Annotated in this window: 22 protein-coding genes; 4 read left to right on the forward strand and 18 right to left on the reverse strand. The window is 46.0% G+C overall.

The annotated features are described in order from the left end of the window. Positions 1 to 37 precede the first annotated feature (37 nt). From rutD to rutA, 4 genes are all read right to left on the reverse strand, one after another. Complete coding sequence (gene rutD, locus MADE_RS16835) at positions 38 to 874, reverse strand: pyrimidine utilization protein D (protein WP_023559914.1); 837 nt, start codon at positions 872 to 874, stop codon at positions 38 to 40. A 58-nt stretch (positions 875 to 932) separates the two neighbouring features. Further along, on the reverse strand, positions 933 to 1,316 hold the full coding sequence (rutC, locus tag MADE_RS16840; RefSeq protein ID WP_020746630.1) for a pyrimidine utilization protein C: 384 nt from the start codon (positions 1,314 to 1,316) through the stop codon (positions 933 to 935). A 137-nt stretch (positions 1,317 to 1,453) separates the two neighbouring features. Beyond that, the gene (gene rutB / locus MADE_RS16845; protein ID WP_023559915.1) at positions 1,454 to 2,188 is read right to left on the reverse strand and encodes a pyrimidine utilization protein B; all 735 of its coding nucleotides are present in this window, start codon (positions 2,186 to 2,188) and stop codon (positions 1,454 to 1,456) included. Further along, the gene (rutA, locus tag MADE_RS16850) at positions 2,188 to 3,276 is read right to left on the reverse strand and encodes a pyrimidine utilization protein A (RefSeq protein ID WP_023559916.1); all 1,089 of its coding nucleotides are present in this window, start codon (positions 3,274 to 3,276) and stop codon (positions 2,188 to 2,190) included. The genes rutB and rutA overlap by 1 nt, the downstream gene beginning before the upstream one ends. A gap of 304 nt (positions 3,277 to 3,580) precedes the next feature. Between rutA and rutR the strand changes: the two genes are divergently transcribed. Next, the gene (rutR, locus tag MADE_RS16855; RefSeq protein WP_023559917.1) at positions 3,581 to 4,252 is read left to right on the forward strand and encodes an HTH-type transcriptional regulator RutR; all 672 of its coding nucleotides are present in this window, start codon (positions 3,581 to 3,583) and stop codon (positions 4,250 to 4,252) included. A 3-nt stretch (positions 4,253 to 4,255) separates the two neighbouring features. On the opposite strand, the gene MADE_RS16860 is transcribed toward rutR, so the two are convergent. Next, a complete protein-coding gene (locus MADE_RS16860) occupies positions 4,256 to 4,927 on the reverse strand; it encodes a Crp/Fnr family transcriptional regulator (protein WP_023559918.1) in 672 nt (223 codons plus the stop codon). 88 nt (positions 4,928 to 5,015) lie between these two features. On the opposite strand from MADE_RS16860, the gene MADE_RS16865 reads away from it, so the two are divergent. Further along, positions 5,016 to 5,909 (forward strand): sterol desaturase family protein, encoded by an 894-nt coding sequence (locus tag MADE_RS16865; RefSeq protein WP_020746634.1) that lies wholly within the window; start codon positions 5,016 to 5,018, stop codon positions 5,907 to 5,909. A gap of 105 nt (positions 5,910 to 6,014) precedes the next feature. Next, positions 6,015 to 6,236 carry a VF530 family protein gene (locus tag MADE_RS16870; RefSeq protein ID WP_015068132.1) on the forward strand — a complete coding sequence of 74 codons (222 nt, stop codon included), beginning with the start codon at positions 6,015 to 6,017 and terminating at the stop codon, positions 6,234 to 6,236. Positions 6,237 to 6,285: 49 nt separating this feature from the next. Here the strand turns inward: MADE_RS16870 and MADE_RS16875 are convergent, their stop codons facing one another. The 13 genes from MADE_RS16875 to MADE_RS16935 all read right to left on the reverse strand — a co-directional run bounded on the left by MADE_RS16875 (position 6,286) and on the right by MADE_RS16935 (position 18,688). Continuing rightward, positions 6,286 to 7,176 carry an MBL fold metallo-hydrolase gene (locus MADE_RS16875; RefSeq protein ID WP_020746635.1) on the reverse strand — a complete coding sequence of 297 codons (891 nt, stop codon included), beginning with the start codon at positions 7,174 to 7,176 and terminating at the stop codon, positions 6,286 to 6,288. Between the two features lie 63 nt (positions 7,177 to 7,239). After that, entirely contained in the window at positions 7,240 to 7,488 is a 249-nt protein-coding gene (locus MADE_RS16880) for a DUF1653 domain-containing protein (protein WP_020746636.1), read from the reverse strand. Positions 7,489 to 7,570: 82 nt separating this feature from the next. Continuing rightward, a complete protein-coding gene (gene dinB / locus MADE_RS16885) occupies positions 7,571 to 8,644 on the reverse strand; it encodes a DNA polymerase IV (RefSeq protein ID WP_023559919.1) in 1,074 nt (357 codons plus the stop codon). A 211-nt stretch (positions 8,645 to 8,855) separates the two neighbouring features. Further along, positions 8,856 to 9,089 carry a (Na+)-NQR maturation NqrM gene (gene nqrM / locus MADE_RS16890; protein WP_020746637.1) on the reverse strand — a complete coding sequence of 78 codons (234 nt, stop codon included), beginning with the start codon at positions 9,087 to 9,089 and terminating at the stop codon, positions 8,856 to 8,858. Between the two features lie 9 nt (positions 9,090 to 9,098). Then, the gene (locus MADE_RS16895) at positions 9,099 to 10,124 is read right to left on the reverse strand and encodes an FAD:protein FMN transferase (protein ID WP_023559920.1); all 1,026 of its coding nucleotides are present in this window, start codon (positions 10,122 to 10,124) and stop codon (positions 9,099 to 9,101) included. A gap of 117 nt (positions 10,125 to 10,241) precedes the next feature. Next, complete coding sequence (gene nqrF, locus MADE_RS16900; protein WP_015068137.1) at positions 10,242 to 11,474, reverse strand: NADH:ubiquinone reductase (Na(+)-transporting) subunit F; 1,233 nt, start codon at positions 11,472 to 11,474, stop codon at positions 10,242 to 10,244. Between the two features lie 20 nt (positions 11,475 to 11,494). Continuing rightward, on the reverse strand, positions 11,495 to 12,103 hold the full coding sequence (nqrE, locus tag MADE_RS16905) for an NADH:ubiquinone reductase (Na(+)-transporting) subunit E (RefSeq protein ID WP_015068138.1): 609 nt from the start codon (positions 12,101 to 12,103) through the stop codon (positions 11,495 to 11,497). A gap of 3 nt (positions 12,104 to 12,106) precedes the next feature. Next, a complete protein-coding gene (locus MADE_RS16910) occupies positions 12,107 to 12,739 on the reverse strand; it encodes an NADH:ubiquinone reductase (Na(+)-transporting) subunit D (RefSeq protein ID WP_015068139.1) in 633 nt (210 codons plus the stop codon). 10 nt (positions 12,740 to 12,749) lie between these two features. Next, positions 12,750 to 13,514, reverse strand: coding sequence for a Na(+)-translocating NADH-quinone reductase subunit C (locus MADE_RS16915; protein ID WP_015068140.1), 765 nt, complete (start codon positions 13,512 to 13,514; stop codon positions 12,750 to 12,752). After that, positions 13,504 to 14,706, reverse strand: a complete 1,203-nt coding sequence (locus tag MADE_RS16920) for an NADH:ubiquinone reductase (Na(+)-transporting) subunit B (RefSeq protein ID WP_015068141.1) — start codon at positions 14,704 to 14,706, stop codon at positions 13,504 to 13,506. The genes MADE_RS16915 and MADE_RS16920 overlap by 11 nt, the downstream gene beginning before the upstream one ends. A gap of 3 nt (positions 14,707 to 14,709) precedes the next feature. Then, the gene (locus MADE_RS16925) at positions 14,710 to 16,050 is read right to left on the reverse strand and encodes a Na(+)-translocating NADH-quinone reductase subunit A (protein WP_015068142.1); all 1,341 of its coding nucleotides are present in this window, start codon (positions 16,048 to 16,050) and stop codon (positions 14,710 to 14,712) included. 507 nt (positions 16,051 to 16,557) lie between these two features. After that, positions 16,558 to 17,736, reverse strand: a complete 1,179-nt coding sequence (gene fabV / locus MADE_RS16930) for an enoyl-ACP reductase FabV (RefSeq protein WP_015068143.1) — start codon at positions 17,734 to 17,736, stop codon at positions 16,558 to 16,560. A gap of 331 nt (positions 17,737 to 18,067) precedes the next feature. Beyond that, positions 18,068 to 18,688, reverse strand: a complete 621-nt coding sequence (locus tag MADE_RS16935) for an FKBP-type peptidyl-prolyl cis-trans isomerase (protein ID WP_015068144.1) — start codon at positions 18,686 to 18,688, stop codon at positions 18,068 to 18,070. 232 nt (positions 18,689 to 18,920) lie between these two features. Between MADE_RS16935 and ppc the strand changes: the two genes are divergently transcribed. Continuing rightward, positions 18,921 to 21,542 (forward strand): phosphoenolpyruvate carboxylase, encoded by a 2,622-nt coding sequence (gene ppc / locus MADE_RS16940; protein WP_015068145.1) that lies wholly within the window; start codon positions 18,921 to 18,923, stop codon positions 21,540 to 21,542. Positions 21,543 to 21,672: the final 130 nt, after the last annotated feature.

Here is a 21,672-nt window from a genome sequence, read left to right on the forward strand (position 1 = left end):
TTTGATAGCAACGCTTGTGTAGGAGCACGGCTTGCGACTACGCTACGCGCTGCAAATATTCCAATACCAATTTATTAAATGCATCAGGCACAGTAATGCTTGAGGCATGACCGCCATATTCCATCACCGACAGTTCGGCATTAGGCATGCGGTCTACTAACATCTGAGAGCGCTGCCAGGGCACTAGGGTGTCGTCTTTGTTCGCCAGCGCAAATGTTGGCGTGGTGATGCCCTTTAACTTGTCATCAATATCAAACGTGCTAAGTGCGCCAATACGAGCAAGCAAGTTATTCACGTTGGGAAAGTGGTTAAGCAACTGTGCCTCTTCCTCTTCCAAGTGCTCGGCGTTTTGGGCTATCCAGTCAGGCGGAAACAGCAGTAACGCCTGTAGCTGTAGGTACATATCTTTTCTATCTGCTGCCAATAAGGCTTTGCGTATGTCAAAGCAGCGCAGCGTGTGCGGGTTTGGGCTACTCCATGCGTTTACTAGAACCATGCTTTTAAGCAAATCAGGCTGAGTTAACGCAAGCTGAAGCCCTACCAAGCCACCAAGCGCGTGACCAACGAAGTGACATTGCTGCACCTCAAGTTTTTTCAGCAGTACATCGAGTTCATCCGCCATGTGCAAAATGCTGTATTCACTGCACAAATCAGCCTCGCTCTTATTGGTACCAAGCTGGTCGTAAGTGATCACTCGATAGTGTTGAGTAAAGTCAGCCAATTGGGGCTGCCAAAACTTAGCTGCCCCGCCTAGCCCCGAACTAAAAACAACGGTTGGCGCGTCGGGCGACGTTAGACCATGTATTTCGTAATGTGTCTTGCCGCGCATTTCGCTTTTCATACTGGTGCCGCCGGCCTGCATTTCAGAAGGCATAGAGCTCACCTACATAGAACCAGTGGGCACAGTTAGCGGGGAGTCCAAACATAACCGCTTACCCTATGTGTGCTGTAGAGGCAATTTCTATTAAGGCTTCCGGCTTTACCAGGCCTACCTTAATGCAATAGCGCGCTGGCTTTTCACCCGGGAAGTATTCAGCATACACTTTGTTTACCGCCGCATAGTCGTCCCAATCTGTAATGAATATAGAGTTAAAGGTTACATCTTCCATGGTGCCACCGGCTTCTTGAATAACGCTCTTGATGGTTTCTAACACGTGGCGTGTTTGCGCTTCGGCATCGCCCACGTGAACCACGTCATTGTTTTCGTCAAACGGTAACGTACCCGACACATATAAAATGTTGTCAGCCATAGACCCTGGAACAAAAGGGGCTATCGGTGTAGACGTACCGGCTGGAATAATCGCTTTCTTTGGCATGTTTTCATCCTTCTCGTTGCGCTATCTATGCATTGCTACTTTGCTTAGTGCTTATAAATGGTTTCTTTCAATTTGTGCTTAGTGCTTTACCGCGCTGCTTTGTTGTACGTGGCGAGCCTTGGCCAATAAAACACCGCCTAACGCGCCCCTTCAAACACTTCACAGAACTGGGCTGTGGTAGATACCCATCCGAAGAACGTTTGAATATTAAAAAGTGAGGCTTCATGAATGTCTGGCGGGCCGGCTTGATAGGCTGCATCAGCAAGTACTACCCCAAAATACTCTAAGTGAAATCCATCGCGTAAGGTGGATTCCACGCACACATTGGTGGCAATGCCGGTAAACACCAGGTTACGGATACCGCGGGCCCGCAGCATGCTGTCTAAATTGGTATTGTAAAAGCCGCTGTAGCGGGTCTTGGGAATAACGATATCGCCCTCTTGCGGCTTAAGGGCGTCTACAAGGGCGTAGTCCCACGTTCCTTTGGCGAGCAAACTGCCTTTTAATTCTGGCTGTTTGCGCATGGTTTTAAGGGCATTCGATTTGTACCAGTTAGGTGAACCGGGGCCGCCAGCCTCTTTATAATCGGCATCCCAACCGTTTTGTAAAAAGACTACTGGCATACCTGCGGCGCGAGCGGTATCCAGCACCTTGACGGTATTGGCTATCACAGGTTTGGTCGTTGACACATCAAACCCAGCCTTATCTAAATACCCGTTTTTACTGGCGTATGCGTTTTGTAAATCCACTACGATAACGGCGGTTTCACTGGGGTTTAACGTTAAAGGTTCAGGTTTAGCGGGCAATACAGGCTGCCCGGTTTGGCGTTCCTGAAAACAGCCTGAGACTTCAAACACATCACCGGCAGACATTAGGCAGCTCCTGATGTGTTTAGCAGGTGCTGGCGCGACTTCATCAGTGGCTGAATTTTAGTGCCGAAATCATCCATACCTTTTAAGAAATCATCAAACGTTAGCAGTACCCCTTCACAACCCGGAACCGTTGCGATTTCATCTAGCATAGAAGCGACTGATTCATAAGAGCCAACGAGCGTACCCATATTCAGGTTTACCGCTGAGGTTGGGTTGGTCATGTCTCGAATGTTAGTGTCTTTGCCCGACTTTTTATCAGCCGCACCCTGCGTTGCCATCCAATCTAACGCCGACTGATCTTTACCCTCTTTATAACTTTCCCATTTAGCCATGGCGGCTTCGTCGGTTTCATCAGCAATAACCATGACGAGTACAGCGGAGCCTACGCTGCGACCGTGTTTTTCAGCCGCCTCGGTTAAGCGCGCAGCGGTTGGAGCAAATGCGGTAGGTGTATTCACACCTTTACCAAAGCAGAAGTTATAGTCGGCGTGACGGGCCGAGAAATCCATGCCCGCGGCACTTTGCCCTGCACAAATAAGCGGTATTTTGCGCTGTGGTTTAGGCAGCATTCGGCAGTCATCCATTTGGAAGTGCTCGCCTTTAAAATCACTTTTTCCCGTTTCCCACAACTCTTTAACCACCTTGATGTATTCATCAAGGTACTCATAGCGATTACCAAAGAATTCGTCGCCAGGCCACATGCCCATTTGGGAGTACTCGGGGCGCTGCCACCCGGTAACTAAGTTCACGCCAAAGCGGCCGTTAGAAATGGAATCGATAGTGGTTGCCATACGCGCCATAATCGCTGGCGGTAAAACTAACGTGGCGGCTGTGGCATATAGCTGAATTTTTGAAGTGACGGCAGCAAGACCGGCCATTAGGGTGAACGATTCTAAGTTGTAATCCCAAAACTCCGTTTCACCGCCAAATCCTCGTAACTTGATCATCGAGAGTGCGAAATCCATATCGTACTTTTCAGCCTTCATCACAATCTCTTTGTTGAGATCGAACGTTGGTTTGAACTGAGGTGAATTTTTAGAAATTAACCAGCCGTTGTTACCAATTGGAATAAATACACCAATATCCATGTTGTTCCCTCTGCTTGTATGCGTTTTGAGCTGTTTAAACAGCTTTTTGTCAGGTTGCCGAGTTCAAAAATTTGAAGAGGCGGTACAAAGACTGAACAGCATAAAACAGGCCAATTAATTTACTTGTTAATTTTCAACACCTTAATAGGATACCAAGTTTAAAATGGACCTTTTGGTTCAATTTGAAACATCCAGTCCAGTGCAGGTGAACTTATTTGGTGCAATTTTGTGCAAAGCGGTTTATCGCTACACTAACTCCGCGTAAACTAGGTATATGAATATAAAATGCTGCAGTTAAGAAGTGATGAAGTCTGAAGGTAAAGCAATTCCAAAACCAGCCCGCGCATTTAGCCCCACGGCCCAAAAGCGCCGAGAAAAAGCACTGAAGGAAAAGCGCGCTCGAATTATGCAGGCAGCCCTTACGTTGTTTTCAAAAAATGGAGTAAGCGGAACAACGGTGGAACAAATATCCGAGCTAGCCAACGTATCGAAAAGCAACTTACTTTATTATTTTAAAAGCAAAGATGGGCTGTATTTATCAGTGATCACTCACCTTCTAGATGTGTGGTTAAGTCCCCTACAAAGCTTTTCTGCAGAGCAAGAGCCTATAGAAACGTTAAGAGAGTACATTAAAGTTAAGCTTGAAATGTCGCGAGACAACCCCGCCGAATCCAAGCTTTTTTGTATGGAAGTAGTACAAGGTGCACCGCTTTTGATCAAAGAATTAGAGACACCGCTTAAAGTCTTGCTCGACGCCAAAAGCGCCGTAATCAATGAGTGGATTACTGCAGGTAAACTCAATGCAGTAGAGCCCGTTCATTTAATATTTAGCATCTGGGCCATAACTCAACATTACGCAGACTTCAGTGTTCAGATAAAGGCCGTGACTGGCAACGATTTAAGCGACCCCGTTTTTTTTGAAAGCACCTTAAAGAACATTCAGCATATTATTTTAGATGGCTTGCAGCCCCACTAATTGCTATATGGGCAACAGCGAGGAGCTTTCCTTCAAGAATTTTTCAAGACGCTCGATGTTGCTTATCACAACCCCGCCATAGCGCTTTTCAAGGAGTTGCATGTCATATAATTTAGTGAGCGACTTATGCGCGGTAAGTACTGTAACGCCAAGCCTTTCGGCATAATCACTTTGGCGCAAAGGTATGAAGTCGCGTCGAGAGGTTAAATGCGCCTGGTAAATGAGTTTGGCTAACTGAACGTGAGTGGGTAAACGGCGAATATCATCCAGCCTCTCTAACGCGGCGTGTAGCTTTATTGCTAAAGAACGTGTAATAAAAGCAGCAATAGCAGGATGTTGGCTTACCAGTGAATGAAATGCAGGCTCGGGAATTTGTAATATTTTACATTCAGTTAGCGCTTGGGCGTGGTGTGTTCTAGCAAGTGATGCATACAAAGTAAACTCGCCAAAGGTGTCTCCCCTGCGCAAAATCGTTGTAATTTGATAGCTGCCATCTAAGCCATAGTTTCCTATTTTCACCTCTCCCGAGACAACGATAGACAGCCCTTTATTCTTGCTCCCTCTATCATGAATTGTAGTGCTAGCCGCATAGGCTTTAACGTTACCGTAAGGCATACAGTTATCAAGGTAGTCGTCGGGCATCACCGTTTGCGCTATACCGTGAATGTAAGACATACGACTCCAAAACTATACTTGTATATATTCTTGAATGTTAACTCAATGTAAATTGCTCGACAACATTCAAATAGCAGGTAATAAAATAATGAATTATCAGTGGGCAATTTTGGCGGTGTTCATCACCTTTGCGCTGTTGGAAGCAAAAAACGGTAAGCTATTTAAAAAGTCCAGCGAAGTCAGTGATGATGGGAAGGTAGAGCTTATCGGTACGTTGCTGTTGTTTGTGGTAACCCAACCTTTTGTCCTGTTTAGTTCTGCCGCCATCATGGCGTTAGCCTTTCCTCAGCTTCAAGGTGCACTTGCCGACTCGCCGGTCCTTATACACATCGCGCTGCTATTGATATTCGATGACATGATGCAATACTGGTGGCATAGACTATCTCACTCCACGCGCTTTCTTTATAACTTGCACAGGGCTCACCACAACGCCAAATACATGAGCGTTCGCATCATCTACAGGAACAACTTTTTCTATTACCTGTTTATGCCTTCACTTTGGTTTTCTGGTGCACTGATTTATTTAGGGCTAGGGTGGACTTACGCATTCTATTTGGTGGTCAAGCTTACCGTAATCACAGGCGCACACGCCGAGTGGAAATGGGATAGATTGCTATATCAAACGCCATGGCTACATCCCATAGCTTGGGTGGTAGAGCGCACAATATCTACCCCTTCGACACACAGTGCCCACCATGGCTTAAAAGCGGATGATGGCATTACCAACTACAAAGGTAATTATGGAAATCTGTTATTCTTTTGGGATGTGCTATTTGGTACCGCTAAAATCACGCGCCAATATCCTGCGCAATACGGCATAGAAGGCATGTTTTACGCTAACTGGAAAGAGCAACTGATATGGCCGCTATATAAGACGCCGAGAAAGCCAAAGCGTGTACAAACGGAAACTGTCCACACACATGCACCACCGCCCGCCTCAGAATCACAAACAATATGCCATGCTGTAAAAGGCAAGGCCTAATTTGGTATAAACGAGCTATGGGGTCAGAGTAATCACTCTGCCCCCATAATCTATTAAGTTCGTGGTAAACTAACTGCTCGAACTTAGACAAAACAGCGACACGTTATGAACCAACAACCCAATAACCCACTTCACGGCTTAACCCTAGAGAAAATCGTCACTCAACTTCACGAACGATACGGGTGGGATGGGTTGTATTACCGAATCAAGGTGAACTGCTTTAACAACGACCCCTCGATTAAATCGTCGCTCAAATTTTTAAGAAAAACACAGTGGGCAAGGGATAAAGTAGAGCAACTTTACATTCAAACGTTTAGTGATAAATAGCTAACAGGGCAGCGTTTTACACTGACCCCATTTTTTTACGCAGTAGCGCTTAGGCGTCTTTATAGAGCGTAGCTATCCACTTTTCTTCATTGATAAAGTTCCAACTCCAATCAGACCATTTATCTTCTAGGCCCATGGTTTTGACTTCATCGAGAGTCTTTCCGTCTTGTTTAAGCGCTTTGACGTAGTTAAACGTCTCGCTGATCATGCTTAAAAACGCAGTGTATTCCTGCTTGTTGCTGATATCACCGTGACCAGGAATAATGACGGTGTCATCGTCAATTTTGGCTAGCAGTTGTTTAACTGAATCCATATAACCTTCTACGTTTCCACCTGCTCCTTGATCAATATAAGGAAAGCGTCCATTGAAGAATAGGTCTCCAGTGTGCATTACATTAGGTTGCTCGAACCACACTACACTGTCACCATCTGTATGCCCTACTGCTAAGTGCATCACATGAAGGGTTTCACCATTAAAATAAATTTTAATGCCATCTTCATAAGTAATGGTGGGGAGCGCTTCTGGTTTTACTTTTTCATCATCGGCTAAACGCACGCGAACGTTTTCATGGGCTAGAATAGTCGCCCCTTTATGGCTATGGAAAAACGCATTAGAACCCGTGTGATCGCCGTGGTAATGGGTATTGATCACGTACTTTGGTTTATCGCTGCCAAGCTGCCCTAGTTGCGCCGCTATCTTCTCAGCCAGTGGCGCAAATTGGTCATCGATGATTAGCACCCCATCTTCCCCGGCCGAAACGCCAATATTGCCCCCTGCACCCGTAAGCATGTGCACAGAGCCTTTAATCGCTGTTGCTTTAACTTCGACATCGGCAAATCTATCTTGCGCAATGGCAGTGTTAAACGGTGAAAGTGCCAATGGGCTCGCGGCAATAAGCGCAGCCAAAATATGGGTTTTAAAACGAGGTACAGTTTTCATTATTATTTCCTTGTTAGAAGCCTGTTTAAATAAGACCTCTTACACTATGACCCAATTTCACAATTAGATCATTTTTTCATCATCAGGGATCTCGCCTACGTATTCAAAACGAGGAAGCGTTTGCCCGCCTTTTTCCACCGTTTCGAAAAACATTTCCAGTGGACGCACCCACAGCGCTTTTTCGCCGTAGCACGGACGATAAACCACAAGCTTACTTTCATCTTCTGAATGGGTAGCAATTTCATATACATCATATAAGTTCCCTTTGTAGTGCTTATAGCGACCGGGGGTTTTAAGTTGTTTAGCGTTCATAACGTCCTTCTCGAAAAATTGAGTCAAATATTAAAGGTCAGTTAGCCTTCGCTTTACATTAAAGGTTAACAATAGCGCGCTGCTAAGTACTTTCAAAAGGCAAAACCAGCTGTTGTGTTGATTGGTCGGCGGCGAGGCCTATGTGAACGCCCACAAGTCGAATACCCCGCCCTGTTGCTCGTTCAAAGGCTTCCTGCATGAGTGTACGAAAATACGCTTCATCAAGGGTTGCACAGCGATGCTCGACCGTGGTTAGCTGAAAGTCATTGAACTTAAGCTTCACGCCCTGCGTGCGAATGCGTACCGGTTTACCCGTTCGCTTTTTGTGATTATCCATTCGCTCTTGAAGCTTTTCAAACAAGTGGGGCAAGAAGTCGATACATTCATCAAGTGTATGTATATCATCACTTAGCGTGCGCTCTACCCCTATAGACTTGCGCTCTCGAGATACTGACAACTCACGCTCATCGATGCCATGAGCCCGCTCCCACAGCACACTACCAAATTTGCCCAGTTCTTTTTGAATACGCTCGAAAGGATACTGACGAACGTCATTGCAGGTATTAAGCCCCATGCGCTGCAGCTTTTGCATGGTAACTTTGCCAACGCCCGGAATTTTCTTTAGCGGCATGTCGCGTACAAACGCATCGAGTTTGTCGGGAGTTATCACGCAGATGCCGTCGGGTTTGTTTTCGTCACTGGCCACTTTTGCCACAAACTTGCAGGGGGCCACGCCCGCGGAAGCAGTAAGACCTAACTCGCTTTGAATACGCGCGCGTATCTCTTCGGCAATTAACGTAGCGCTGCCCCCACAAAACTCGCTATTGGTGACATCTAGGTAGGCTTCATCTAATGATAAGGGCTCGATAAGGTCAGTATAGTCTGCAAAGATTTTACGTATTTTTTGTGATTCAGCGGCGTATACGTCCATGCGCCCTTTCACTAAAGTAAGATTAGGGCATAGTTTTACAGCATACGCGGTGGCCATCGCTGAACGCACCCCATATTTACGGGCGGGATAATTACAGGTAGAAATAACCCCTCGACGGTCGGCACTGCCGCCAATCGCAATGGGAATATCGCGCAAAGCTGGGTTGTCGCGCATTTCAACTGCGGCGTAAAAACAATCCATGTCGACGTGGATAATTTTTCGCATTGTCCGCCTTCATTCTTTAGCTTTAAACGTAAAACTGTACAAAAAGACAGTATATTACTAATAACGTTGAATTACACTAGTTCGTTATGGATTCTAAATAGAATTGATGGCTCGCACGCATAGTTCACGGCTGTGTTAAAAAAACAAAAATAGCGCTGTCGATTAGCATCTAACAGCGCTTTTAGATTTTAAGCCAACGAAAGGCGAAGCATTACAAAATTTGGTTCTGCTTCCACTCGTTTAGCTTTTTCTGGCGGGCTTCTTCTTTTTCCATGCGTGACTTTTTACGATCACACGGTTCTGGGCAATCACAGGCTTTCTCAATACCTAGTGCACCTAAGCCACCGCAACTTCCAGAAATAGATTTTTTCTGAACTAGGTAGCCAACGGCCATGGCCAAAACCATAGTAAGAAAGAAACCGAAAGCGAGAATAAATGTAGACATCGCTACCCCCTAATTATGAACTGTGACCAGTTTATCAAATTCTGGCGACGCATACTCCTCAAATCCGTCATCGGTGCGACGAATGAGGAATACGGCAAGCTGTTCTTGCTCGGCGATCGCTATCGCTTGCTCCCACCCCATAACATTGAACGCGGTAGCTAGACCGTCTGATGTCATAGATGAAGGGTGGACAACGGTTACCGATACCAAATTATGCGAAATAGGTTTACCGGTAGTTGGGTCTATTAGGTGCGAATAACGAACCCCGTCTTCTTCGTAATAGTTACGATAGTCGCCCGACGTAGCAACCGCGTTTTCACCTATTGAGACAACTTTTTGAACTGCGCGTTCAGTAGTAACCGGCTTTTCAATAGCGATAAGCCACTCGCTGCCGTCGCCACGTTCACCTTTCACGCGCATTTCACCGCCTATTTCTACAAGGTAGTTTTCAATACCGTGCTTTTCAAGGATCTCTGCCACTTCATCTACACCAAAACCTTTGGCTATGGTCGATAAATCGACGTAGAGCATGGGGTGGCTTTTTTTGAGACCGGTTGGCGTGGTCGACAGTTTCTGATAACCCACATAGTCTCTAATTTCGTCGATCTCCCCTTGGCTTGGTACTTTCTCGGGGCGTTTTGTTGGGCCAAACCCCCACAAGTTCACCAAAGGGCCCACCGTTACATCAAGCACACCTCCGCTTAAGCTAGCTAAACGCAACGCTTCATTAACCACGGTCAAAGTGTCTGGCGATACGGCAAAGTTATCGGTATAGCGATACTGATTGAACCTTGAAAGTTCTGATGTAGGGTCATACGTTGACATCATCTTGTTTACTTCAACAAGACGTGCGTCTATTTCAGCCTGTAACCCTTCTACCGGCTCCTTACCTACAAGGTATTTAACGTTGTAGGTTGTACCCATTGTTTGGCCCTGAAGATGTACTACAGGCGCTTTTTCATCACTACAGCTTGCAAGTACTAATATGCCTATTGCAAAAAAAGCGAGAAAAATTCGAATTGCGAAACGAATCACGATGTTGTCCTTAGCTAATTTGCACATTTTTCACTAACAATGTGCATTAAGCGTTTTGCTTCAACAAAAAAGGGGCTTGCGCCCCTTTTATTATGCTTAACTTTTTAAGCGATTAGCTTAGCCACCGAAGTCATCTAGCATGATGTTTTCGTCCTCAACACCTAGCTCTTTAAGCATGTTGATTACAGCCGCGTTCATCATAGGTGGTCCACACATGTAGAACTCACAGTCTTCTGGTGCAGGGTGATCTTTCAAGTAGTTCTCAAGAAGTACTTGGTGAATGAACCCTGTGTAACCTTCCCAGTTGTCCTCTGGCTGAGGATCTGAAAGTGCTACGTGCCACTCAAAGTTATCGTTTTCTGCTGCTAGCTCGTCGAAGTCTTCGGTATAGAACATTTCACGAAGTGAACGTGCACCGTACCAGAAGCTCATCTTACGCTTAGACTTAAGGCGACGAAGCTGATCGAAAATGTGTGAACGCATTGGGGCCATACCCGCACCACCACCTACGAATACCATTTCGTTTTCAGTTTCCTTCGCGAAGAATTCACCGAATGGACCAGAGATAGTCGCTTTGTCACCTTCTTTCAGGCTCCAAATGTACGATGACATTTTACCAGCAGGAAGGCTTAGGTTATTAGGTGGCGGCGTAGCGATACGCACGTTCAGCATAATAATACCTTCTTCTTCTGGGTAGTTCGCCATTGAGTACGCACGAATGGTCTCTTCGTCTACTTTAGACTCAATGTCAAAGAAGCCAAAGCGCTCCCAGTCACCGCGATATTCTTCAGGAATATCGAACTCTTTGTACTTAACGTGGTGAGCTGGTGCTTCAATCTGAATGTAACCACCCGCACGGAAGGGCACGCTTTCACCGTTAGGAATTTTAAGCTTAAGCTCTTTGATGAAGGTAGCTTTGTTATCGTTAGAGATAACTTCACAATCCCACTTCTTAACACCAAATACTGACTCTTCTAGCTCGATTTCCATGTCTTGCTTAATAGCAACCTGACATGAAAGACGGCAACCTTCGCGCGCTTCACCTTTAGTGATGTGGTCTAGTTCAGTTGGAAGGATCTCACCACCACCTGAGTGTACGTCTACACGACACTGACCACATGAACCACCGCCACCACACGCAGAAGATACGAAGTATCCTGCATCAGCTAGAGCACCAAGTAGCTTGCCACCCGGTGCAGTTTTGATTGCTTTGTCTGGGTCACCATTAATAGTGATAGTGACATCACCACTTGGTACCAATTTAGACTTGGCAAACATGATAATAAATACCAGCGCTAGAACGATGGCAATGAACATGCCGACGCCTAGATATATTTCTACATTATTCATTTATATGCTCCCGAGCTTTCTTACAGCTGAATACCAGTGAATGACTGGAAGCCTAGTGCCATTAGACCCGCGATCATGAATACAGAACCTAGACCACGAACACCATCTGGCATATCAGCATATTTAAGCTTTTCACGTACTGCCGCAAGCAACACAATTGCAATTGCCCAGCCAATACCACTTCCTACGCCGTAAACAACGCTTTCGGTCAGGTTATATTCACGCTGTACTGCAAACGCTACACCACCGAAGATTGCACAGTTAACGGTAATAAGCGGAAGGAAGATACCTAGTGCGTTATAAAGCGCTGGGAAGAACTTATCTAAGCTCATCTCTAGGATCTGTACCAATGCCGCGATAACACCGATAAAGGTTAGGAAGTTAAGGAAGCTTAAGTCAGCTTCTGGGAAACCTGCCCACGCTAATGCGCCTGGAGCAAGAATGTTTACATAAATAATTTGGTTAACCGGAACCGAGATACCTAGTACCACGATTACCGCTACGCCAAGACCCATAGCAGTTTTAACTTTCTTAGATACCGCAAGGAAGGTACACATACCTAAGAATAGTGATAACGCCATGTTCTCAACAAAGATTGAGCGAACAAATAACGACAAATAATGTTCCATGACTTACTCCTTAGGCTCTACTTGCTCAGGACGGATAGTACGGATAACCCAAATCATACCGCCGATTAAGAAGAATGAGCTGAATGGTAAAATTAACAAACCATTACCTTGGTACCAGCCACCGTTTTGAACCAGTGGAAGGATTTCGAAACCTAAAATAGTACCGAAACCAAATAGCTCTTTAATTGTACCAATAACAATCAGGATGAAAGAGTAGCCTAAGCCGTTACCAATACCATCAAGGAAGCTCATTAGAGGTGGGCTCTTCATGGCGTAAGCTTCAGCACGACCCATTACGATACAGTTAGTAATAATCAGACCAACGAATACCGACAGCTGCTTCGATATTTCATACGAATACGCTTTCAGAATTTGGTCAACAACGATTACCAACGATGCAATGATGGTCATCTGGATAATAATTCGAACGCTAGATGGAATCTGGTTACGAATTAGTGAAATAAACAAGTTTGAGAACGCTACAACGCTGGTAAGCGCAAGCGACATTACCAATGCTGTTTCCAGCTTAGTGGTAATTGCCAGTGCTGAACAGATACCCAATACCTGTAGGGCGATCGGGTTGTTGTCCAGGATTGGCCCAAAGAGGGCCTTTTTCATTTCTTTAGTATCTGCCATGAGACTTCCCTTATGAACGCCATGCTTGGTTCTTCAGGAACTGGCCGAAGCCTTGCTCGCCTACCCAGTAACGAATAGTGTTTTCAACACCGTTGCTGGTTAGGGTTGCACCTGAAAGCGCATCGATAGTGTGAGGATTGCTAGGGTTAGCATTTTTCACTACGCGAATAGCAACTTCGCCATTCTCGTAAAGCTCTTTGCCGTCCCATTTGTCCTGCCAAGCAGGGTTTTGCACTTCACCACCTAGTCCTGGCGTTTCTTTTTGCTGATAGTAAATAAGCTCGCGAACCGTTTGGCCGTCTGCATCTATCGCTAAGAATCCGTACATAAGATCCCAAAGACCGCTACCGTGAACAGGAAGGATGATACGAGATACATCACCTGCTTCGTTGCGCACTAAGTAAACACTTGCCACGTTAGGGCGACGTTGGAAACCTACATTGCTGTTAGTTACCTTTGTGCTGTACTCAGTCTGCTTAGCAGCTTTATACATGTCGTAATCTGGCGCAGGCGCTTCAACAAACGTGCCTTCTTCAAGATTAACGTAACGCTGCTCTACTCGCTCGCTGTACGTGCTTTCGATAGCGTTATTGCTCATGCCCATTTCGTAAAGGCCTGCAGCATTAAGAATGTTGCTCTTTTTATCAAGAGCCGCGTTTGTTTGCTGTAGAGAGCGAAGGCCAACAGCCGCGCCAGAAACAACAATTGAACAAACCAAACATACGGCTACTACTACACCGATAGTTTTGCCTAAAGATTCTTTCTTAGCCGACACGTGCTACCCTCCGCTTGATGTTGCTTTGTGCGACGAAATAGTCGAACAGTGGCGCCCACAAGTTAGCAAACAGAATTGCTAGCATTACACCTTCAGGGAAGGCTGGGTTTAGGACGCGGATTAGTACCGTCATGAAACCAATGAAGATACCGTAAGCCCACTTGCCTTGGTTTGTGAACGATGCAGACACCGGGTCTGTCGCCATAAAGAACATACCAAACGCAAGACCACCAACAACAAAGTGCCAATGTGCAGGCATTGCAAACATAGGGTTAGTGTCGCTGCCAATTAAGTTTAGCAAGGTTGCGAAGAACGCTACACCAATCGCTACACCAGCAACAATTCGCCAGCTTGCTATACGCATGTACATGATGAACAAGCCACCAAGAATAATAGCTAGTGTAGATACCTCACCTGCTGAGCCCGCGATAGTACCGATGAAGCTATCCATCCACTGCGTCATATCAGCGTAGTCTAGGTTGCCCCAAGCGGCTTGGCTAAGAGACGTTGCACCCGAATAACCATCTGCTGCTACCCATACTTGGTCACCTGAGATTTGTGCAGGGTACGCAAAGTAAAGGAAAGCACGACCAGACAGAGCTGGGTTAAGGAAGTTACGACCTGTACCACCGAATACTTCTTTAGCAATAACAACACCAAAGGTAATACCTAGTGCTACTTGCCATAGAGGAATCGTGGCTGGAAGTGTTAGTGCAAACAGCACTGATGTTACGAAGAAACCTTCGTTTACTTCGTGCTTACGCACAGAAGCGAACAGTACTTCCCAGAAACCACCAACAGCAAACGTTACTGCATAAATAGGTAGCCAGAAACATGCACCGTAGAAGAACAGGCCTAATATGCCAGCGTTTGTCAAATCACCGCCTAGTGCAGTGAAAAGCCCCGCCTGCCATGTGTCAGGCAGTGTTCCTGCGCCAGCAGCAATAGCTTCTTGCGCTTGAAAACCAATGTTGTACATACCGAAGAACATAGCTGGGAATGTTGCCATCCATACCATGATCATGATGCGTTTAAGGTCAATGCTGTCACGCACGTGCGTGTTCGCTTTGTTTACCTTACCTGGCGTATAAAAAATGGTAGCCGCAGCTTCGTAAAGCGCATACCACTTTTCATGCTTACCACCCGGCTCGAAATCCGGTTCAATTTTTTCTAAATACGCTTTTAAACCCATGACTTAACCCTCTTTCTCTATCGTGGTCAAACAGTCGCGTAAGATAGGAGCGTAGTTGTATTTGCCAGGGCATACGTAAGTACACAATGCCAAATCTTCTTCGTCCAACTCTAAGCAACCCAACGTCTGAGCACCGTCAGTATCACCAGAAATCAGGTCCCTAAGCAGAAGCGTAGGAATGATATCTAGGGGCATAACGCGTTCGTAATTACCAATTGGAACCATAGAACGTTCTGAACCATTGGTAGTTGTTGTCATATCAAATTTCTTGCTACCACTTAGGTGACCTAAGTAAGCACGAGTCACTGAGTGTTGGTTTGAACCAGGCATGATCCAACCGAACAATTTCTTCTCGCGACCTTCTTTTAATAGTGAAACTTGTGTGTGGAAACGACCTAGGAATCCGTGTACACCCATCGCCGTAGTACCACTAAGTACTGAGCCTGAGATAACACGTACTTCACCGTCTACTTGCTCGCTAGCAGTTAGTTCGGTTAAGTCTGCGCCAATTACAGTGCGCACTAAGCGTGGGTTGGTTGCAGCAGGACCTGCAAGTGAAATAACACGACGGTTATCTAACTCGCCAGAGGTCAGCAATGCACCAATCGCCATTACGTCTTGGTAGTTGATGTGCCAAACCGTTTTGTTCATGCCAGCAGAATCAAGGAAGTGGATGTGAGTACCCGGTAGGCCCGCAGGGTGAGGACCACCAAATTCTTCAACATCAACTGCCGCATCGCCAGTAGCAACAGAAGCACCTGCCGCTTTACAAACGTAAGTCTTGCCACCGCTCAATTGCGCTAACGCTTTAAGACCATTTACGAAATCGTCTTGGCGCTCAGCAATTACCACTGCAGGATCTGCTGCTAGTGGATTAGTATCCATTGCTGTAACGAAAATTGAGTTTGGAACAGAGTCTAACTGAGGCGATTTGCTGAATGGACGGGTGCGTAACGCTGTCCACATGCCTGACTCTACAAGGATTGACTGAAGTTGCTCACGTGTTGCACTCGCGATCTGGTCAGCTGCAATTTTGTCAAATGTCACAGCATCGCTGCCGTTTACTTTGATAACTACAGACTGAAGAACACGTTTTGCACCACGGTTAACCTCTACCACTTCACCCGCAGCTGGCGCAGTGAATTTAACGCCAGGGTTCTTTTTGTCTTCAAAAAGTACCTGACCTTTCTTCACTACATCGCCAACTTGGACGTGCATGGTAGGGCGCATACCCACATATTCTTCTCCCAGAATGGCAACGCGCGTTGCAGCAGATGCATCAGCAATCTCCTGCTTTGGCGCTCCCTCAATTGGGAGGTCGAGACCTTTCTTGATTTTTATCATATGTAATTGCACTACTCTAATAGAAATACCCTTTTGCATGACCGCAGAAATCCTGCCTGTCAGCATGCAAAAACGCACTATTAACAGGTGTTAAACACCTTTTCGTTGTTGATTGATGGAACTTGCAATGCCGCGGTCAGCCTGTTATGAAGCCGCAACGCATAATTCCTTTTGCGGGCATTTTGTTCGCCCAATATTTATAGACCACCAGCAGAAAATTACACTTATTATTATTGTTGTGTAGCGGTAATCGCTACTGCTGTATAGGCAGAGGCAGAAAAGGCCCCCACTTAATTTCGGGATTTTAGCATTAACCCATACGTTTGTGCCACGCTATTTCAAGATAAAGGCAAATTTTTCTACAATTTAATGTAAACCTTTGGTCTTATTCATTTACATTTTTACCGCTGACACCCCATATCGGCTTGCAATAAAGCACAAAAAAGCCGTCAAATCAGACGGCTTTTGCACAGATAGCACTAGGTTAATTAATGGTAAGTTTAAGTTTTACCACTTAACCAGTGGGTCAACTTCACTGTCGTAATCAACACTGGAAATGTCAAAACCGAATAGTTTTAAGAACTCGTGGTGGTAACCTTTGTAGTCACTTAAGTCATGGAAGTTCTCTTGTGTCACCTGATCCCATAGCGCTTTAATTTTTGCTTGGGTAGCGTCGTTGGTTTCTTTGCCGTCCATGCGATAGCGATTTGCTTCATCTAGCGTAGGAGTATTTCCAAACAGGCATTGTGTGAATAAACCATGAATTTGTTCAATACACCCTTCGTGTGTCCCCTCTTCTTTCATCACTTTGTAAATAAGTGAAATATACAGAGGCATTACGGGAATGGCAGAACTTGCCTGCGTTACCAGTGCTTTTAGTGAACTTACGTTTGCTTGTACAAGCAAGTCACTGTTTTTACCAATAATAGCAGCAGCAGCGCGATCTAGGTCTTCTTTTGCCTTACCGATAGTTGCTTGACCGTAGATAGGCCATGTAAGCTCTTTACCGATATAGGTATATGCGGTGGTTTTACAGCCTTCTGCAAGCACATCGGCTTCACGCAAAAAGTCCATCCAACGCTCCCAATCTTCGCCGCCCATCACTTTAATGGTGTTAAGGATCTCGTCGTCGTTGGCTGGCTCAAGCGCCACTTCATGCACTTTATCTTTATCTGTGTCGTAAGTTTTTGTGGTGTATGCCTCGCCTACTGGCTTAAGCGTCGACTTGTAGGTCACACCAGTTTCTGGGTCGGTTCTGCGCGGAGACGCAAGGCTATAAATAACCAAGTCGACCTTGCCCATTTCGGCTTTGATTTTTTCGATAGCTTCGTTTTTGATCTCATCAGAAAAAGCATCGCCGTTTATTGTATCTGCATACAAGCCTTTCCCTTTGGCTTTTTCGTGGAACGCCGCAGTGTTATACCAACCAGCAGTACCCGTTTTGCGCTCCGTTGGTGCTCTTTCAAAGCACACACCTAGTGTTTTAGCACCATAACCAAAGGCAGATGTGATGCGCGACGCTAAGCCATAGCCTGTTGAGCTACCAATAACCAGTACATTTTTAGGGCCTTCGCCTAAGTCACCTTTTGCTTCTACATAAGCAATCTGTTCATCAACCGCTTTAGCACAGCCCACTGGGTGCGCGTTTGTACAAATGAAGCCTCTCACTTTAGGCTTGATAACCATAATAATTTTCCTTATTTGAGCGTGGGGCTATTGTAATGCCGAAGCCACTGATAACAACTCGGAGCAGATGGAAGCCTGCCGATCTTTAATACAATTTTGTCAGCATATCGCATACATGCATTCTCACCAACAGAACATAGTAGCATCACATATTTATATTTGAAAAAGCGAAACACAAACAACCTCAGATTATGAGTGAACTGTTTGTTTACAAACTAAGCCTCAGAAAAGTAAAAGAAATAGGCTAGAAGATAGAAAGGAGTAAAGGATTTAACAAAGAAGAATACAGGTATTCACAGGAGTACCATTGGGCACTCCTGTGAAGAAATCATTAACCTAGAACGTCAAGAAGTTCTACGTCAAAGATCAGGGTGCTGTAAGGTGCAATAGCTGCGCCAGCGCCTTGCTCACCGTAAGCTAGGTCGTGTGGTACGTATAGACGATACTTTGAACCTGCTTTCATAAGTTGAAGTGCTTCAGTCCAACCTTTGATTACGCCGCCTACTGGGAATTCAGCTGGCTGACCACGCTCGTAAGAGCTATCAAACGTAGTACCGTTTATAAGCGTACCGTGGTAGTGAACACGTACTGTGCTAGAAGCATCTGGTGTCTCGCCGTCACCTTCAGTAACAACTTCGTATTGAAGACCAGATTCAGTTACCGTAACTTCATCACGCTTCGCGTTTTCTTCAAGGTACTTTGTGCCTTCTTCAATAACCGCTTTGCTCGCTTCTTCTTTAGCTGCTTGCATACGCTTGTGAATTTCGCCGAACGCATCACGTAGCGTGTCGTTATCAACCTGAGGGGCTTGACCCGCGAATGCGTCTTTTAGGCCAGCTACAACTGCATCGATTGCCAAACCGTCGAAAGGGTTTGATTGCAATTGTTGACCCATTTGAAAACCAATGCCGTAACTTGCTTGGGTTTCTACTGTATTGAATGTATCAGTCACAAGAACTCCTGAAATTAAATTACAAATGCAGTACAAATTTCAAACAAAACGCTTAGTGCGAGAATGTTTCTGCATTTTCCGGTGCAAGAGTGTATCACACCACAAAATATCTTGCTTTGAGCAATGTTAACTAGGGTGCAAAAGTATCAAAATGTTGTAAATTATAACCTAAAGTGGTTAGACAAGACGCAAAGGACACAGTATGGTTAGCCCATATATTTAGGAGGATAGCATGCAAACACACTACGATGCTGAACTGAAAGATACCGTTCGATACCTTGGTAAAACCCTTGGTGAAACAATCAAAAATCAATTAGGTCAGGAGTGGCTAGACCGGATTGAAAAGATTCGAAAAGGCGGCCGAGCTTCTTATCAGGGAGACGCTACTTGTAGCGAAGAACTGAAAGAAACTTTCAAAACAATGTCTGACAGCGATTTGCTTACTGTTGGTCGTGCCTTCGCACAATTCTTGAACCTAGGTAATATTGCCGAGCAAGAATACAACGCGGCAATGAATGTTGATGCATCTATTGATGCCCTTTTCAAACACCTAGATAAAGCAGAACTTACCGCAGATAAAGTACAAGACGCGGTTGCAAAGCTGAACATCGACCTTGTTCTTACCGCTCACCCTACTGAAGTAACACGCCGTACACTCATTCACAAGCATAAAGAACTTGCTGACTGTCTTCAGGCAGTGCATCAAGCCTCGCTTAGCGATGTTGAGCGCAAAAAAATTGAAACGCGTATTGCCGATCTTATCGCGCAGGCGTGGCACACTGAAGAAATTCGTTCCGTTCGCCCGACGCCTGTTGATGAAGCGCGTTGGGGCTTCTCGGTTATTGAAAACTCGCTATGGGAAGCCGTACCTGACTTTATGCGCGAGCTTGATGGCCGCTTAAACGAAGACTACGACGTATCGCTACCGCTAGACGCGTCACCCGTACAATTTAGCTCGTGGATGGGCGGCGACAGAGACGGTAACCCATTTGTTACTTCAAAAGTAACTGAGCAAGTACTGCTGCTGGCAAGAAAACGTGCAGCTAAACTTTTCGCGCTAGACCTTGATCGTTTGCAAGTCGAGCTATCAATGTACGATTGCAACGACGAACTACGCGACAAAGTAGGCGATGCAAACGAACCGTACCGCGCCCTACTTCGCCCGCTGGTAAACAAGTTTATTGCGACTCGCGATGGCATTGCCGACTACTTGGCCGGCAAGAATCCAGACACGTCTAACTGGATTGAAAGCGACGACGAGCTTATCGAGCCGCTAATGCTTTGCTACCAGTCATTAATCGACTGCGGTATGCAAGTAGTGGCAAACGGCCTTCTACTAGATACTATCCGTCGTGCTCGTGTATTCGGTATTCACCTTCTTCGCCTTGACGTACGTCAAGATTCTGAGCGTCACGCCGACGTATTTAGTGAGCTAACTCGCTACCTAGGTTTAGGCGATTACGCACAGTGGAGCGAAGCCGACAAGCAAGCGTTCTTATTACGTGAGCTTGGCTCGAAACGTCCGTTATTCCCAGCGCAATGGGATGCATCTGACGATGTAAAAGAAGTGCTAGATACCTGTAAGGTGATTGCGAAACACAGCAAGCACGGCTTCGGTATCTACATTATCTCTATGGCAAGTGAGCCATCGGATGTCATGGCGGTTCAGCTGCTTCTTCAAGAAAGCGGTGTAGACTGGCCGATGCCGGTAGCACCACTATTTGAAACGCTTGACGATTTGAACAACTCACCAGATGTAATGCGCAAACTCCTGTCTATCGACTGGTATCGCGGTTACGTGAAGGGCCGTCAGTTCGTTATGATCGGTTACTCTGATTCAGCGAAAGATGCAGGCGCATTGGCTGCTGGCTGGGCACAGTATCAGTCGCAAGAAGCATTGGTTGCCATTGCAGAAGAGTTCGACGTAAGCCTAACCCTGTTCCACGGACGTGGCGGTACGATTGGTCGTGGTGGATTGCCAGCACATGCGGCAATTTACTCACAGCCTCCTGGCTCACTAGAAGGCGGTTTCCGCGTAACAGAACAGGGCGAAACTATTCGCTATAAGTTCGGTATGCCAAAACTGGCTAAACGCAGCCTAGGTATTTACGCCAGCGCCATTATTGAAGCCATGTTGTTCCCACCTCCGGCACCAAAAGAAGAGTGGCGTGAGCTTATTACCACCATGGCAGCGCAAGGTCGTGATAACTACCGTGCAACTGTACGTCACGATGAAGAGTTTGTACCTTACTTCCGCGTGGCTACTCCAGAGCAAGAGCTAGGTAAACTACCTCTAGGCAGCCGCCCTGCTAAGCGTAAACCACAAGGCGGAATTGAGAGCTTACGTGCTATCCCATGGATCTTCGCTTGGGCACAGACACGTTTAGTGCTGCCAAGCTGGTTGGGCGTTATGCGCGCTATTGATAGCGTGAAGACTCCTGAGAACGAGAAAGTGGTTAACGAGATGTTCAGCGAATGGCCGTTCTATCGTTCACGCCTTTCTATGTTAGACATGGTGTTCCACAAAGCTGACCCACGCATTAGCGAAGCTTATGATGAGCGCTTGGTACCCAAAGAACTTAAACACTTTGGTGAAGCATTGCGTAGCGAGCTTAAAGAAAGCATCTCTTCACTGCTGGCTATCACAGGCGATGACGACATTATGAAGAACGACCCGCAGGGTAAGGAATCGATGGAGATCCGCGCAGGATACCTTCAGCCGCTTCATTACCTGCAAATTGAGCTTCTAGATCGTATCCGTAAAGCCGGTGACGATGCGCAGAACACCAGTCTAGAACGTGCCATGATGGTTACCATTGCCGGTATTGCTATCGGCATGCGTAACACGGGTTAAGACCCGTATTAGCGAAGCGCTTGAATTGACGCAAATAGCTTTTTTATGTTGGTCGCCATTCGCTTCGCTAAGTAATAAAACGAAAAAAGCCCGCGTCATCATGAAGCGGGCTTTTTGTTACTTAAGTGTT

It is taken from the genome of Alteromonas mediterranea DE, assembly GCF_000020585.3.
Lineage (GTDB): Bacteria > Pseudomonadota > Gammaproteobacteria > Enterobacterales > Alteromonadaceae > Alteromonas > Alteromonas mediterranea.